This is a genomic window from Peteryoungia ipomoeae (genome assembly GCF_004912165.1).
Lineage (GTDB): Bacteria > Pseudomonadota > Alphaproteobacteria > Rhizobiales > Rhizobiaceae > Allorhizobium > Allorhizobium ipomoeae.
In genome coordinates this window covers 489,561-504,966 of record NZ_STGV01000001.1, presented here as the reverse complement: position 1 = coordinate 504,966, position 15,406 = coordinate 489,561, and the positions used below count along the sequence as shown (strand labels likewise).

Here is a 15,406-nt window from a genome sequence, read left to right as displayed (position 1 = left end):
TCATGGTATGGGCTCATGGAGCGTTTGGCCACCTTGGCCGCGACGAAAGCCGGCCCGTCGCGACATTTTTGGCTGAACAAGACCGTTCAAACGCTTTCCCGCCTTGATCGATGCACCGAAGCGTGCAGGGATCCGACCCCAACCCCGAAGATGCAGGCAGCCATGCAAAACGCCAGTTCCAATCCCGTTCGCGGCATGATTCTGATGGCTGGCTGCATGCTGGTTTTGCCCCTCATGGACGCGATTGCCAAATACATGGCAACCGTGGAAGGCATGTCCCCGGGACAGGTCACCTTCTACCGATTCTTCTTCCAGCTCGCGGCCACCCTGCCCTTTCTCCTCTGGCTACGCGGTTTCGGAGCCCTCGACGCCCGGCGTCCCTGGCTCAACCTGCTGCGCGGGGTCATTCACGCCGCCGCGAGCCTGCTGTTTTTCACCGCCGTCAAATACATGCCGCTTGCCGACGTCTTCGCAATCTATTTCGTCGAGCCTTTCATCCTGACGGCGCTCTCGGCCGTTTTTCTGAAGGAGCAAGTGGGCTGGCAACGCTGGACGGCAATTGTGGTCGGCTTCATCGGCGCGATGATCGTGATCCAGCCGAGTTACGAGATCTTCGGCGCAATCGCCCTGATGCCGGTCGCCTGCGCCTTTCTGTTTGCGCTCTACATGTTTCTCAACCGCGCGATTGGCGAAGCCGACAGCCCGATGACCATGCAGACCATGGCGGGTGTGGGTGGAACGCTTTTCATGGGCGCAGCCCTGTTGATCGGCCTTTCGGCAGGGGAAGCGAATCTTGCTCCCTCCCTGCCAGCCTCGATCACCGGGCTTATCCTGCTTGTGCTTCTCGGGACGATCTCCGGCCATATCCACCTCCTGGTGGTAAAGGCTTTCCGCATGGCGCCGCTGTCGATCCTGGCGCCGTTCCAGTATTTCGAAATCATCGCGGCCGTCATACTTGGATACTTGCTCTTCGACGACTTCCCGACTGCCTCGAAATGGCTCGGCATCGCGATCATCGTTGGCTCGGGCCTATTCATTCTATGGCGCGAAAGACGCAGATCGCAGGCCGAACTGATCACCAACACGCCATAAGTCGAACACGCGCCAGGGTTGCGCACTCGGATTTCTCTCTCAGACCCATGGTTATGAACAATTTTTGACGCAATTGCTAAAATTCGAACGGTTGCGCTCAGACAATCACAGCCTTTGTGACGTAGATCTCGGGGATCACGAAAACCTGGGAGACGAGACTTGGCGACGTATCAGGCTGCCCTGTTCCTGCTGGCCGTCAATCTCGGTCTCCTCTGGCTGATGATGGCAGCACCACTTGGTGTGCGCACCATCCGCGTCACGCGGATTGTGAAGGCGGGCGCCGAGACTGTTTGGAACAGCATCCGCCCAACCGCCGATCTCAGCGCCTGGCATCCGTCCGTTATCGGCGTAACCCCGGTGGAAGGGGTGCCAGGCCGCCTCGAATTCTCCTATCGCCATCCCGACCGCCACGGCAATCCCACCCGGCGTATCGTTGCCGTAGACCGCACGGCGATGACGGCGGGCTCGCATTTCTCTTGCGACCTCAGGATCGTGGAGGACAGCGCGCTCGACCGCTCCTTCTGGGACGGCTATTCCGAACGCCGGATCGTCGAGCGTGACGGTGCGCGGTCAAGGGTGACATTCGAGATGACCGACGATTATCGCGGGCTTGCCGCCTATCTGTTTCGCCTGCACCTGATCCGCAGGGAGATTACCGCTCTCAAGGATCATCTGGAGCAGCGCCCGGCCTCACGCGCAACGCATCTTGAGCATCCGCTCTGGCAAACCGTCATCATCGTGCTTTCGACGCTGCTGCTCTGGCCCTTTTTCGGCCTGAACAAGGCCGGCCTGATGATCTCGACCTTCCTGACCCTTGTCATCATCCTGCACGAACTTGGCCACATGATCGCCTACCGCACCTTCGGCCATCCGAGCGCGCGGATGATCTTCGTACCCCTGCTCGGTGGGATTGCCATTGGCGGGCGCCCCTATCACAGCCGCTTTGAAGTGGCGACCTGCGCGCTGATGGGGGCCGGCATTTCGGCCCTGCTGGTGCCGATACTGATTGCGGCCCACCAATCGGTGACCTCGGTTGCCGATACACACGACTTCAACGGGCCGATCCTGGTCTTCATGATCATTCTGGGCGCCTTCAACCTGCTCAACCTGCTTCCCACCTATCGTTTCGATGGCGGGCAAGTGCTGCGGCAGGTTTTTGAAAGCGGCACGCTTCTCGCGGTTGCCACCTTCGGCGTCACGGGCGCGATCCTATGGACCGGCTGGCGGATCGGCCTTTCTCCGGTGATGCTGATGGGCGGACTGGCCGTCTTTACGTTGCTCAGCCTGATCAAGACGAAGACGGTCAAGCCGAGCGCCGAACTGATCCCCATGAGTCCGGCCGAGCGCCTGATGACCGGCTTTGGCTACTATGCGGCACTGTCCATGCACGCCTATGCCTTGATCTACGCCTGCCAGAACCTGTGATCGAGCGGAGTTGACCCCAGCCTCGCCTTGACAGGGCCGCTGCGATCGCGCTTCAAACGCTGCATGAACAAGGACAAACCACAGCTTCCCCTCGGTTATTCGGTGCTGCCGGAAGGCTGCATCGCGACCGTCGTTACATGCCTTGAGATGCTGGCGAAACCGGCGCCGCGCCCTGTGCCGGCACCGCCCGATCTGACCATCGAACGCTGGCATCGACCGGATGCCCAGGCCTATCTCGGCCTGTATCGCCGCATTGGCGAGGAATGGCTGTGGATGTCGCGCCTGGTGATGGAAGCCGAAGCGCTCAGCGCAATCCTTGAAGACTCTGATGTAGAAATCTACTCCCTCATGCGTGGGACTGAGCGGCTTGCCCTGCTCGAACTGGATTTTCGCGAAAGCGGCGAATGCGAACTCGCCTTTTTCGGGGTCGATCCTCAGGCCGTCGGCACCGGGGCTGGTCGCTTTCTGATGAACGCAGCCATCGATATCGCCTGGTCGCGACCCATCCATCGATTCTGGGTCCACACCTGCCATCTCGACCATCCGGCTGCGCTCGCCTTTTATCAACGCTCGGGCTTTGCCGTTTACGACCGCTTGGTCGAAGTGTTCCGCGATCCGCGCCTGGACGGAACCCTGCGTCGCGATGCGGGAGCGCACATGCCGCTGATAGAACGCTGATCTCCCTGATAAATCAGACTATTGAGAAAATCGGCCTCGGCTCTTGAGCCGCATGCGCAAGCCGTGCCAAAGTCGCGCCAACGATTTGTCAGGGAGAAAAACCATGGATGTCCGCGCCGCCGTCGCCGTTCAGGCTGGAAAGCCGCTCGAGGTCATGACAGTTCAGCTCGAAGGCCCGCGCGCCGGCGAAGTGCTGATCGAGGTGAAGGCTACCGGGATCTGTCACACGGATGATTTCACCCTCTCGGGTGCCGATCCGGAAGGGCTTTTCCCGGCAATTTTAGGTCACGAAGGTGCGGGCATCGTCGTCGATGTCGGCCCTGGCGTCACCTCGGTGAAAAAGGGCGACCATGTCATTCCGCTCTACACGCCGGAATGCCGCGAATGCTATTCCTGCACCAGCCGCAAGACCAATCTCTGCACCTCGATTCGATCAACCCAGGGCCAGGGCGTGATGCCTGACGGCACCTCGCGCTTCTCGATCGGCAAGGACAAGATCCATCACTATATGGGCTGCTCGACCTTCTCGAACTTCACTGTTCTGCCGGAGATCGCGGTCGCCAAGGTCAACCCCGACGCGCCCTTTGACAAGATTTGCTACATCGGCTGCGGCGTGACGACCGGCATCGGCGCCGTCATCAACACCGCAAAGGTCGAGATCGGGTCGACGGCCATCGTCTTCGGTCTCGGCGGCATTGGCCTCAACGTTCTGCAGGGGCTGCGGCTTGCCGGTGCCGACATGATCATCGGCGTCGACATCAATCCGGACCGCAAGGCCTGGGGCGAAAAATTCGGCATGACGCACTTCGTCAACCCGAAGGAAGTCGGCGACGATATCGTGCCCTATCTGGTCAACATGACCAAGCGCAACGGCGACCTGATCGGCGGTGCCGATTACACGTTTGACTGCACCGGCAATACCAAGGTCATGCGCCAGGCGCTCGAAGCCTCGCATCGCGGCTGGGGCAAGTCCGTCATCATCGGCGTGGCCGGCGCCGGCCAGGAAATCTCGACGCGTCCGTTCCAGCTGGTCACCGGCCGCAACTGGATGGGCACCGCCTTTGGTGGCGCGCGCGGCCGCACCGATGTACCGAAAATCGTCGACTGGTACATGGAAGGCAAGATCCAGATCGACCCGATGATCACCCACACCATGCCGCTCGAAGACATCAACAAGGGCTTCGACCTCATGCACAAGGGCGAAAGCATTCGCGGCGTGGTGGTCTATTGACCACCGCGTCCAGCTACCGGGTCGATGTGCGGGGGCTCTCCGAGTTCTCCGCCGTCGATCTCTACGAGATGCTGAAGCTCCGCGTCGACGTGTTCGTCGTGGAGCAGACATGCCCCTATCCCGAACTCGACGGTCATGATGGCGAATGCCAGCATCTGCGGCTGATCGAAAATGGCGAACTCATCGCCTGCGCCCGGCTGTGGCGCCCGACGCCGGACGTCGTGCCGCGGATCGGCCGGGTCGCGGTGTCTCCGAACCACCGGGGCAAGCGGCTCGGAGACGCGTTGATACGGGAATCGATTGCGGCCTGCGAAGCGCTCTATCCGGGTGAAGCCATCGAGATATCGGCGCAGAGCCATCTGCAGAAATTCTATGGCTCCTTCGGTTTCGAGCGGACTTCCGAGGAGTATCTGGAAGACGGCATTCCGCATGTGAACATGGTGAGAAGGGGTTAGACCTCTGCCGCCAGTGTTGTGCTGCGTATGCATACCCCCGAACCAATCTCTTGTCGGTAGATACAATCGTGGCTACATTCTTTGAATGAGACAATGACAAGAACGCGGCCAACATCGCCAAACATGGCGTTAGTTTTGGCCGGGCCTGCCGTATCTTCGACGGCGTAGTGTTCAGCGCTCCGGACAATAGGCGCGACTACGGCGAAACACGCATAAACAGCATCGGCATGATCGAGGGTCTCGTCGTTCTCGTTGTGACCCATACGGACAGGAACGGACGGATTCGGCTGATTTCGGCCCGTCCCGCGAAACGCAGGGAAAGGGAGCGTTATGCAGAAGCGCTTCGACAAAGAGCTCAGCCTTGAAGAACTGGCCCGGCTGGGCGATGAACAGATCGACACGAGCGATATTCCCGATCTCGACGATGCCTTCTGGGAAGAGGCCGTGATCGTCGAACCCGAGGGCACCGAGCAGATTACACTGCGGGTGAAGAAATCCGTGCTGCAGGCCTTCCGGGCAACCGGCAAGGGCTACCAGACGCGCATGAATGCGGTGCTCGAATCCTATGCACGTAGCCTGAAGAAGTGAGTTGATGCCCGAAATCTATGTCGATGCCGATGCCTGTCCCGTGAAGCCGGAGATCCTGAAGGTTGCCGAGCGGCACGGTCTGCCGGTGACCTTTGTCGCCAATTCGGGCCTCAGGCCCTCGCGCGATCCGATGGTCAAGAATGTCATCGTCTCCGGTGCCTTCGACGCGGCCGATGACTGGATTGCCGAGCGCTGTGGCGAAGGCGATATCGTGGTGACGGCCGATGTGCCGCTGGCAGGGCGCTGCGTGGCGGCTGGCGCACAGGTGACCGGGCCGACCGGCCGGATCTTCGACACGGCCAATATCGGCATGGCGACGGCCATGCGTGACCTTGGAGCACATTTGCGCGAAACCGGAGAAAGCAAGGGCTACAATGCCGCTTTCTCGCCGCGTGACCGGTCCGCTTTTCTCGAAACGCTTGACAGGCTCTGTCGCCGTATCAAGAAGTAGGCCTCTCTTCTTGCGATCAGGACAGCCCGGCGCTTTGAAACATCTGATGGATTCCGTTCTCGATCATCGCTATCGCTCCGTCATGGTGGCGGGCGGCGCAGCCCTCGTGGCACTGCCGTTTGTGGTGCTTTACGAACCGGCCGTCACCGTCGAACTCCCGGCGATCCTGTTCTTCGCAGTCTACCTGATGCTGTCGTTCTTGAGGCTGAGACGCCTGACCCCGAGCTATCTGAAGCAAAGGGCGGATGTGGCCGATGCACCTGCCTTCGTCATTTTTGGCGTCACGATTTTGGCCATCGTGGCCGCTGTTGGCGCCCTGTTTCTCGCGCTGAACCGTGCGCAGCCCGCGGGGCTGCCTGAACTGCTGCTGGCTTTTTCCTCGGTCGTGCTCGGCTGGCTGACGATCCATACCATGGCCGCCATGCATTATGCCCATGTCTACTGGCGGCCGCATCGCGTCACGCCGGCGACGCATCGCGGCGGGCTCGAATTTCCTGGGACGCCCAGCCCCTGCGGCCATGACTTTCTCTATTTCTCGCTGGTCGTCGGCATGACGGCGCAGACATCGGATGTGGTGATCATCTCCACGGCGATGCGCAAGCTGAACCTCTTGCATGCCACGATCTCCTATTTCTTCAACACCGTGCTGATCGCGGCCGCCGTCAATGCGGCCGTGTCGCTCGCCGGCTGACGGCATCAAAACAAGGACAGACCCATGAACATCCTTTCCCAGAACACAGCCTTTGGCGGCATGCAGGGCGTTTTCTCGCATCAATCCGAGGCGACCGGTACCGAGATGACCTTCGCCGTTTTCGTGCCGCCGCAGGCAATTGCCGAAAAGCGGCCCGTCCTCTGGTATCTGTCCGGCCTCACCTGCAGCCATGCCAATGTGATGGAAAAGGGCGAATATCGCCGGATGGCCGCCGAACTCGGGCTGATCGTGGTCTGCCCGGATACGAGCCCGCGCGGCAATGACGTGCCGGATGAACTGACCAACTGGAAGATGGGCAAGGGGGCGGGCATGTATCTCGATGCCACGGAAACACCCTGGGCCGGACACTACCAGATGTATTCCTACATCACCGAAGAATTGCCGGCGCTGATCGCCGAACAGTTCAAGGCAGACATGAACCGCCAGGGCATTTTCGGCCATTCCATGGGTGGCCATGGCGCCATGACGATTGCTCTCAAGAACCCCGAGCGGTTCAAGAGCTGCTCGGCCTTCGCTCCGATCGTCAACCCGATGACCGCCGACTGGACGCAGGACGCTTTCGAAAAATATCTCGGGGCCGACCGGGCCAAGTGGCGGCAATATGATGCCTGCGCGCTGGTGGAAGACGGCGCCCGCTTCCCGGAATTCTTGATCGACCAGGGCAAGGCCGACAGTTTTCTCGAGACTGGTCTTGCGCCGTGGCTGTTCGAAGAAGCGATCAAGGGCACGGATATCGGCCTGACGCTCAGGATGCATGAGCGGTACGATCACTCTTACTACTTCATCTCGACCTTCATGGACGACCACCTGAAGTGGCATGCGGAGCGCTTGGGCTGAGCGGAAGAATGCGTCGAACCTGAGAGAATGATCCAACAGTCATGACGCAGAACAGAGATCTCCTGCTGATGGCCACAGGCCTGGCCGCGATATCGTTTCTGTTGCCGAGATTTGGCATAGCCTCGAACGGTCTGGCTCTCGTTCTGTGGGGTGCAAATCTGTTCGTGAGTTATCTCGGCTTCCGCACCGGGAACTATCGCCCATTCTGGCTGACATGGGCGACCTTGACGGTCGTCGGCTTCATTCTCTTCGGTGTTACCGGTCCGCTCTCTCTGCTCATGGTGGCAGTCGTCCTCGTCGGATGATGGATCGGCCCAATCCCGCTTGTCGGCTTCGGTAAATGCTCGGGCCTGTCCCGAGCATCCGCTGCCCTTGAGTGGATTACGCCGTCAGCAGATCCTCGGGACAAACCCTAGGATGACGCCGGAGACGCTTGCGCCCCTTACCCCCGTCGATAGACGAACTGCGCAAAGTCGGCAGGCTGGCCCCGACCGGAGATGTCGAAGCAGAACATGCCGGCAAAGGCGCCGGTGAAGGAGCCGTGTTCGCCAAAGCCGCCTTCGTCCGAGACCACGCCGGCGTCGAGCACCGGGCCAATGGTCTGCCACTCCCCCTCGCTCGCTACCCGCCAGAAGAATTGCAGGTCGTTATCGGTGATGTCCATGGCAAGATCGATCACGCCGTCTGGAACAGACTGGCCCATGCCGATCGGGAAGGTCAGCTTGCCCGACGGATAATCTCCCGGGCAGGAGAGGATGATCAGCGAGCGGCCGAGCTTTTCGTCGGTCGAGACACCGAGGGCATGGAACTTGTAGCGATTGTAGTAATGCGTCAGGCCTGCGACCTGCTGATAGGTCTCGGGCGAGAATTCGAGGCGCGTCTCGGCGTGGAAGCGGTGATGCTCCTGGCGCCGGGCAACCAGCGACTGTTCGAACCAGGAGCCGATGCTTTCGCGGCCGAAGAGGCGCAAGTGCCCTGCCCGCTCGCTGAGGCTGAACAGGCGCTGCGGCTCAGGCGTGCGTAGCCACTGGAATTCTTTTGGTAAGTCCGGGCTCTCGAACGTCCTGACGATCTCGACCGGCTCCCCGCGCCTCGCCGCACCGCCGGGTGCCGAGACTTCGACTGATGGCACAACGCCGCCGTGTTCGAGATAGAGCCAGCCATCGTCCTTCCAGACGCATTTCTGCAGGCTGGTTTCGCGGCCCAAGGTGCAGCGACGCTTGGGCGCCATGGGGCGGCCGCAGAGATGAGTGTGATAGACCTGACCATCCGGGGTTTCGACATACTGGCCATGGCCGGCGCGTTGCAGCACGGCGTCGGGCGCGTCCTTGGAGGTGATCAGATGCGTTTGCGGATGCATCTCGTAGGGGCCGTGAATCGACCGAGACCGAGCCATGGTAACCACGTGATCGTAACCGGTACCGCCCTCGGCGGTCGTCAGGTAATACCAGCCATTGCGCTTGAAGACATGCGGGCCTTCGACCAGACCTTGGCTGCTGCCCTCGAAGATGTTTTCGATCGGGCCGACGAGCTTCTGCGTCGTCGCATCCCATTCCTGCATGAGAATGCCGTCGAACTTGGCATGGCCGATGGTGTTGCGCGCCTCGGGACGGTGGTTCCACTGCATGTTGAGGAACCATTTGCGGCCGTCGTCGTCATGGAAGAGCGTCGGATCAAAGCCGGAGGAATTGACGTAGATCGGGTCGGACCACGGACCTTCGATCGAGGGTGACGTGACGATGTAGTTGTGCGCGTCCTTGAACGAGCCTTCGAAGCGCTTCACGTCCGTATAGACCAGCCAGAACAGGCCATCGGCATAGGACAGGCAAGGCGCCCAGACGCCGCCGCTGTCGGGATTGCCACGCATGTCGAGCTGGGCGGCACGGTTCAGCGGACGGCAGACAAGGTCCCAATTGGCGAGATCTCGCGAATGGTGGATCTGTACGCCCGGATACCATTCGAAGGTGGAGGTGGCGATGTAATAATCCTCGCCCACGCGGCAGATCGACGGGTCCGGATTGAAACCCGGCAGGATGGGATTGATGATCATGGCCTGTGGTGTCTCCTGCCTGATGGCAAATCATGAATAGGTTTGCCCCTCAACCGGCTCCTGAGCTTGTCGAAGGGCGCCACCTTCTCCCCGTGAACGGGGAGAAGGTCAGTCCGGCCGACGTCTCCACCTTCTCTCCGCCTGCGGGGAGAAGGTCCCGGCAGAGGGATGAGGGGCAACTTCGATGTTACTTCTTCTTGCGCGGCGGGCCCTTGCGCTCGGCAGAGGCGGCCCAGATGTTAATGTCGGCATCCTTGGCGAAGACGTCGATCTCGGCGAGTTCTTCCGCCGTGAAATCCGGCGTCTCGATGGCCTTGACGCAGTCCTCGACCTGGGAGGGCTTGGATGCGCCGATCAGCGCCGTGGTGATGCGCTTGCCGCGCAGCACCCAGGCAAGCGCCATCTGCGCCAGCGTCTGGCCGCGCTTTTCGGCGATGCGGTTCAAGCCCCGGATGTTTTCAAGGTTGCGCTCGTTGAGGAAGCCGGGATCGAGCGACTTATCCTGCGCGGCGCGTGCGCCTTCGGGAATGCCGTTCAGATACTTCGATGTCAGCATGCCCTGGGCGAGCGGCGAGAAGACGATCGAGCCGATGCCGAGGTCTTCCAGCGTGTCGATGAGCCCATCTTCCTCGATCCAGCGATTGATCATGGAATAGCTGGGCTGATGGATGAGAAGCGGCGTGCCCAGGCCCTTCAGGATCTCATAGGCTTCGCGGGTGCGCTTCGAATTGTAGGAGGAAATGCCGACATATTGCGCCCTGCCCGAGCGGACGATGTGATCGAGCGCGCCGCAGGTTTCCTCGAGCGGCGTCTCGGGATCGAAGCGGTGCGAATAGAAGATGTCGACATAGTCGAGGCCCATGCGCTTCAGGCTCTGGTCGCAGGAGGCGATCAGATATTTGCGGCTGCCCCATTCGCCGTAAGGACCCGGCCACATGTTGTAGCCGGCCTTGGACGAGATGATCAGTTCGTCGCGGTAGCCCCGGAAATCCGTCTTCAGGATCTCGCCGAAGGCCTCTTCGGCGGAGCCGGCCGGCGGGCCGTAATTGTTGGCAAGGTCGAAATGGGTGATGCCGAGGTCGAAAGCCCGACGGCAGATCGCCTGTTTGGTCTGATGCGGCGTGTCGTTGCCGAAATTGTGCCAGAGGCCCAGCGAGATCGCCGGCAGTTTCAGCCCGCTCTTGCCGCAGCGGTTATAGGTCATTCGCTCATAGCGGGTCTCTGCGGGGGTGTAGGTCATGGATGGTTTCTCCCAGATGCATATGCTCGGCGGACGCGAATCCCCCCTCTGGCCTGCCGGCCATCTCCCCCACAAAGGGGGAGACTGATCGGGGACGCCTCCCATTCTCCGCCAGCCGCAACTTAGCGGAGACTGCGCAAAAGCCCAGAGGCGACAGAGGAAAAGCCCCTCCCCCTTGTGGGGAGGGGTTGGGGAGGTGAATCAGCGAAGCAGAGCCTGCGCTTCTTCGATACCCAGCGCCGCCGGTTGGGTGCAGGTGGTCGTGAGCGTGACGAACTCACCCGTCTCGCCCGACTTCAGGATCGACACCATGACATCGACGCCGTGCAGTGCACGGTCGAGCGAGCAGCGGGCGTCGCGGCCTTCAAGGATTGCCACCGCCATGTCGGCGAGACCTGCCGTGCGGTAGTTGGCGCGGGGGCCTTGCGGGCTTTCCTGGTTATCGCGACCGAAGGGATGATCCCAGGCTTCGAGCGGCTGGATATCCTTGTTGCGGCCCGAGGCCTCGACGAGACCGCCGAAGAAGTTCGGATCCGGCACGTAGAGCGAGCCTTCGGTACCGTAGAGTTCCGTGTTGGCGTGACGGTGGCTCCAGACGTCCCAGCTTGCCGAGAGCGTAATCGTCGCGCCATTCTGGAATTCGAGCAGCGCATGGATGTTGGTCGGCGTCTTCACCGGGATCTGCTCGCCATTGCGCGGCTGGCTGGTGATGGTGCGGGTCTCGTTTGCCATCGAAGTGAGTGCGGCAACCCGCTTCACCGGTCCGATCAGGTTGATCAGATTGGCGATGTAATAGGGACCGAGATCGAGGATCGGGCCGCCACCGGGCAGGAAGAAGAAGTCCGGGTTCGGATGCCACATCTCCATGCCCGGGCTCATGACGTGGCAGGTGCCCGAGGTGACGCGGCCGATGCCGCCCTTGTCGATATAGGCGCGGGCGAGCTGGTGCGAGCCACCGAGGAAGGTGTCCGGCGCGCAGCCGACCGAGAGGCCCTTTTCGCGGGCGATGCGGCGAAGCTCCTCGCCCTGTTCGAGCGAAAGCACCAGCGGCTTTTCAGAATAGACATGCTTGCCGGCTTCGAGAATCTGGCGAGACACCGGATAATGCGCATCCGGGATCGTCAGGTTGACGACGATATCGACCTCGTCATTGGCGAGGAGTTCATCGATGGTCTGCGCCTTGACGCCGTATTCCTCGGCGCGCAACTGCGCAGCATTCATGTTGATGTCGGCGCAGGCGACGACATTCAAGCCGCGAAACAGCGGTGCCAGTGAGAAGTAGGTGGTGGAGATATTGCCGCATCCGATGATGCCGACGCCGAGGTCGCGTGCCATTGAAAATGTCCTGCTTGCTGCGAGTGGTTCAATAGGTGTTGAAGGATGCGATCGAGCGTGTGATCAGCCGGTCGATATCCTTCGGATTGTCGTGTTCAACGATGAAATGCTTGACCGGGGTCGATTTCAGTGCCGCGACGAGCCCCTTCCAGTCGACGGTGCCGTGGCCGACATCGGCCCAGCCGTCTTCATCGGTGTTTTCACCGGGGGCCGCAATGTCCTTCACATGCACGGCACTGATGCGCTTGCCATAGCTCTCGATCCAGGCAATCGGATCGGCACCACCCCGGATGACCCAGGCAATGTCGGCTTCCCAGTCGAGATCCGGACCACCGGCAAAGATCTGTTCCTGCGGCGTCGAGCCATCGGGCAGCGCCACGAATTCGAAATCGTGATTGTGCCAGCCGAAGACGAGACCGGCATCCCGCAGCGGCTTGCCGGCCGCCTGCAGGCGCTGGCCGAAGGCGAACCAACCGGCCGCATCCGAAGGCCGCTGGTCGGGCATGAGATAGGGGCAATAGACGGCCTCGATGCCGAGCGTCTTCGCGATCTTTACGACGCGATCAGGGTCATTTTCGATCATGTCGAGGCCGAAATGGGCAGTCGGCATGGTCAGGCCGTTGTCGTCGAGTTCCTTGCGGAAGGCACCGAGTTCACCGTCTGCCAGCGACGCATAAAGGGCGCCATAGCCTTCGACCTCGCTGTAGCCGGCAGCCTGAAGCTTCGGATAAATGCCGCTGAAGGGCTGAAAATTGCGGGCGCTGTATAGCTGGAAGCCAAGTTTCGTCATGGGTATTTCCTCCTCGTTTGACCATGGATCGGGCGCCCATGGCCTTGTTGATGTCACCCGTCAGTCCACCGACTGGCAGGAATAGAGATCGTAGATGCGGAATTCCGGCATGGTTCCGGCGGCAAGTGCGGTGTCCGGCGTGAAGATGATGCGGCGGCTTTCGCCGGCGGCAAGATCGAAGGCATTGTCGCTGTAGCGGCCGGGTGTCTGGCTTTCGAGCATGGCGAAAAGCGCCAGACCGCGAGCGGTGACCGTGACCTCGTAGGCGCCTTCGCCGGCCGGGGCGACGGTGGTTTCGAGGCCGGAGGCTTCGAGATCCAGCGCCTTGTAGGTGCCATTGAGGAAATGCCCCTCGCCACTCATGCCGTTCGAGGCGATAAAGCTCCAGGCGAGCAGGCCATCGGCGGGGATTTCAGTGGCATCAAGCGTCACCAGCACGTCGGCGGCATCGGGGCTGCAATCGCCCTGCACGCTTTTCAGCGGAATACGGTCACCCGACAGCGTCAGCACGAAGAGATTGGCATCGATGATAACGGTATCGGGCGTGTCATTGACCATGGACAGTGCAATCGACGTGCCATCCTCCGACGGAATGGCGGCCACTGCGACCGGCTGGAAGAAGCGGCGGACCATATAATGCATGGCCTTCCAGCTGCCGCCGTAGTTGAGGCTGGACCAGGAGGCGACCGGCCAGGTGTCGTTGAGCTGCCAGTAGATCGTGCCCATGCAATGGGGTTTGAGCGAGCGCCAGTATTCCACCGCCGTCTTGATCGCCAGCCCCTGCTGGATCTGGCTCAGATAGACGAAATTGGCGAAATCCTTCGGGAAGCGGAAGTAGCGGAACATGGTGCCCGCGATCCGCTCATTGCCGCCGGCATTCTTCTGGTGCAGCTCCATCACCGGCGAGGCGATGTTCATGTCGCTCTTCTCGGCAAAGCTCTCGATGACCGGCAGCGAGGTGTAGGACTGGAAGCCGAATTCCGAGCAGAAACGCGGCTTGACAGTTCGGTAATTATCGAAACTCTTGTTCTCGTGCCAGACCGACCAGTAATGCATGTCGCCGGAGCCGTCGGCATGCCAGGCATCGCCGTAGTCGAGATAGCCCGAGGCCGGGCTTGAGGGCCACCAGATGCCTTGCGGATAAGTCTTCTTGACGCCCTGCTCGATGGTGCGGTTCAGCCGGTCATAGGCGACGAGATAGCGGTCTCTGTTGTCGCGCGATTCCGGGAACCAGGTGAGCGCGCCGACCAGCTCGTTGTCGCCGCACCAGAGAACGATCGCGGCGTGGCTGGAGAGCCGCTTGACCTGGTACTCGACCTCGTGCGCGACATTGTCGAGGAAGTCCTCGGTGCAGGGATAGAGATTGCAGGCGAACATGAAATCCTGCCAGACCATCAGGCCGAGCCGGTCGCAGAGGTCGTAAAACCAGTCCGCCTCGTAGAAACCACCGCCCCAGATGCGGATCATGTTCATGTTGGCGGCGACAGCCGACTGCAGCAGATCCGTCGTCTTCTCTTCCGAAGAGCGGGAAAACAGCGCATCCGCCGGGATCCAGTTTGCCCCGCGGCAGAAAATCTCGCGACCATTGACCGTGAGCGCAAAGCGGCTGCCGGCTTCGTCCGGATCGGTCAGAAGCTCGACCGTGCGCAAACCGATCTGGCGGGTGACGGTCTCGGTGGGCAGGTCGACGCTGAGCGTATAAAGCGCCTGCTCGCCGGAGCCTGCCGGCCACCAGAGACGCGGGGTTTCGATCTCGAAGACATGGACCACCTTCGTCTCGCCGGCGGCAATGCCAACGTCGAGGCGAACGCGCTCCCCGTCGAGATCAAAGTGGATCGGAACGACGGCGGGGTCTGCCGCGTGCAAGGTGGCCGTGACCTTCAGCTCCACGCGACCATCGGCATGATGCAGCTGCTCGGTCTCGACATGCTCGATCCGGGCCGGATCGAGTTTTTTCAAGGCAATCTGCGCATAGAGGCCGAGCGGCGCAATCGCGATGTTCCAGTCCCAGCCGAAATGGCATTGCGGCTTGCGCAGCATGTTGCCATTCGGGATCGGCGAATTGGCAGTCGAATAGGGAATGTAGAAGGGCTGGCGCGCCTGGCGCTCGGCACCCGCCGTGATGCTGGAATGGAAAAGAATGCGGATCGTGTTCTCGCCCGGCTGCAGCGCATGGCTGACATCGGGACGATAGCGGCGGAAGCAGTTGTCAGCCGAGAGGACCGGCACGTCGTTGACGAAGACGACGGCGACCGTATCGAGATAGTCGATGTCGAGATACCAGCTGCCGGAGATATCGGGGACGGTCACGCGACGCTCGATTGCCCAGTCGCGTTCGGCGACCCACTGCACCGCCTCTTCATTGCGGGCAAAGTAGGGATCGGGAATGATGCCCGCCGCGTGAAGCGCCGAATGCACGTCACCCGGCACCGTCATTGGCGCGCGATGGTCTCCCTCAAGGGACACCAGGTCCCAAACGCCATTGAGATCGTGAGTGCGGCCGAGCGCTGTATCGTTCATCG

15 protein-coding genes and 1 pseudogene are annotated in these 15,406 nt (G+C 61.1%); 11 read left to right on the top strand and 5 right to left on the bottom strand.

What is annotated here, in order from left to right:
* Positions 1-162 precede the first annotated feature (162 nt).
* The 11 genes and pseudogenes from FAA97_RS02380 to FAA97_RS02330 all read left to right on the top strand — a co-directional run bounded on the left by FAA97_RS02380 (position 163) and on the right by FAA97_RS02330 (position 7,774).
* On the top strand, positions 163-1,092 hold the full coding sequence (locus FAA97_RS02380; protein ID WP_136596921.1) for a DMT family transporter: 930 nt from the start codon (positions 163-165) through the stop codon (positions 1,090-1,092).
* A gap of 159 nt (positions 1,093-1,251) precedes the next feature.
* Entirely contained in the window at positions 1,252-2,517 is a 1,266-nt protein-coding gene (locus FAA97_RS02375) for an SRPBCC family protein (protein ID WP_136596920.1), read from the top strand.
* 63 nt (positions 2,518-2,580) lie between these two features.
* Positions 2,581-3,195 carry a GNAT family N-acetyltransferase gene (locus FAA97_RS02370; RefSeq protein ID WP_136596919.1) on the top strand — a complete coding sequence of 205 codons (615 nt, stop codon included), beginning with the start codon at positions 2,581-2,583 and terminating at the stop codon, positions 3,193-3,195.
* A gap of 103 nt (positions 3,196-3,298) precedes the next feature.
* Positions 3,299-4,426, top strand: coding sequence for an S-(hydroxymethyl)glutathione dehydrogenase/class III alcohol dehydrogenase (locus tag FAA97_RS02365; RefSeq protein ID WP_136596918.1), 1,128 nt, complete (start codon positions 3,299-3,301; stop codon positions 4,424-4,426).
* Positions 4,423-4,881 (top strand): GNAT family N-acetyltransferase, encoded by a 459-nt coding sequence (locus tag FAA97_RS02360; RefSeq protein WP_246041317.1) that lies wholly within the window; start codon positions 4,423-4,425, stop codon positions 4,879-4,881. The genes FAA97_RS02365 and FAA97_RS02360 overlap by 4 nt, the downstream gene beginning before the upstream one ends.
* 101 nt (positions 4,882-4,982) lie before the next feature.
* Positions 4,983-5,246 (top strand): annotated as a pseudogene (locus tag FAA97_RS21410) (BrnT family toxin); the annotation flags it as partial.
* Positions 5,212-5,469, top strand: a complete 258-nt coding sequence (locus FAA97_RS02350) for a BrnA antitoxin family protein (RefSeq protein WP_136596917.1) — start codon at positions 5,212-5,214, stop codon at positions 5,467-5,469. The pseudogene FAA97_RS21410 and the gene FAA97_RS02350, both read left to right, overlap by 35 nt.
* 4 nt (positions 5,470-5,473) lie before the next feature.
* Positions 5,474-5,920, top strand: coding sequence for a YaiI/YqxD family protein (locus FAA97_RS02345; RefSeq protein WP_136596916.1), 447 nt, complete (start codon positions 5,474-5,476; stop codon positions 5,918-5,920).
* Between the two features lie 46 nt (positions 5,921-5,966).
* Positions 5,967-6,611, top strand: coding sequence for a DUF1345 domain-containing protein (locus tag FAA97_RS02340; RefSeq protein WP_136596915.1), 645 nt, complete (start codon positions 5,967-5,969; stop codon positions 6,609-6,611).
* Between the two features lie 24 nt (positions 6,612-6,635).
* Positions 6,636-7,469, top strand: a complete 834-nt coding sequence (fghA, locus tag FAA97_RS02335; protein WP_136596914.1) for an S-formylglutathione hydrolase — start codon at positions 6,636-6,638, stop codon at positions 7,467-7,469.
* 41 nt (positions 7,470-7,510) lie between these two features.
* On the top strand, positions 7,511-7,774 hold the full coding sequence (locus tag FAA97_RS02330) for a hypothetical protein (RefSeq protein WP_136596913.1): 264 nt from the start codon (positions 7,511-7,513) through the stop codon (positions 7,772-7,774).
* A 137-nt stretch (positions 7,775-7,911) separates the two neighbouring features.
* Here FAA97_RS02330 and FAA97_RS02325 read toward each other — a convergent pair whose 3' ends face one another.
* The 5 genes from FAA97_RS02325 to FAA97_RS02305 form a co-directional block, all read right to left on the bottom strand.
* Entirely contained in the window at positions 7,912-9,519 is a 1,608-nt protein-coding gene (locus tag FAA97_RS02325; RefSeq protein ID WP_136596912.1) for a glycoside hydrolase family 43 protein, read from the bottom strand.
* Positions 9,520-9,706: 187 nt separating this feature from the next.
* Positions 9,707-10,759 (bottom strand): L-glyceraldehyde 3-phosphate reductase, encoded by a 1,053-nt coding sequence (mgrA, locus tag FAA97_RS02320; RefSeq protein WP_136596911.1) that lies wholly within the window; start codon positions 10,757-10,759, stop codon positions 9,707-9,709.
* 201 nt (positions 10,760-10,960) lie between these two features.
* The gene (locus tag FAA97_RS02315; RefSeq protein ID WP_136596910.1) at positions 10,961-12,094 is read right to left on the bottom strand and encodes a Gfo/Idh/MocA family protein; all 1,134 of its coding nucleotides are present in this window, start codon (positions 12,092-12,094) and stop codon (positions 10,961-10,963) included.
* Between the two features lie 28 nt (positions 12,095-12,122).
* Entirely contained in the window at positions 12,123-12,884 is a 762-nt protein-coding gene (locus tag FAA97_RS02310; protein WP_136596909.1) for a sugar phosphate isomerase/epimerase family protein, read from the bottom strand.
* Between the two features lie 60 nt (positions 12,885-12,944).
* A complete protein-coding gene (locus FAA97_RS02305) occupies positions 12,945-15,404 on the bottom strand; it encodes a beta-mannosidase (protein WP_136596908.1) in 2,460 nt (819 codons plus the stop codon).
* Positions 15,405-15,406 lie beyond the last annotated feature (2 nt).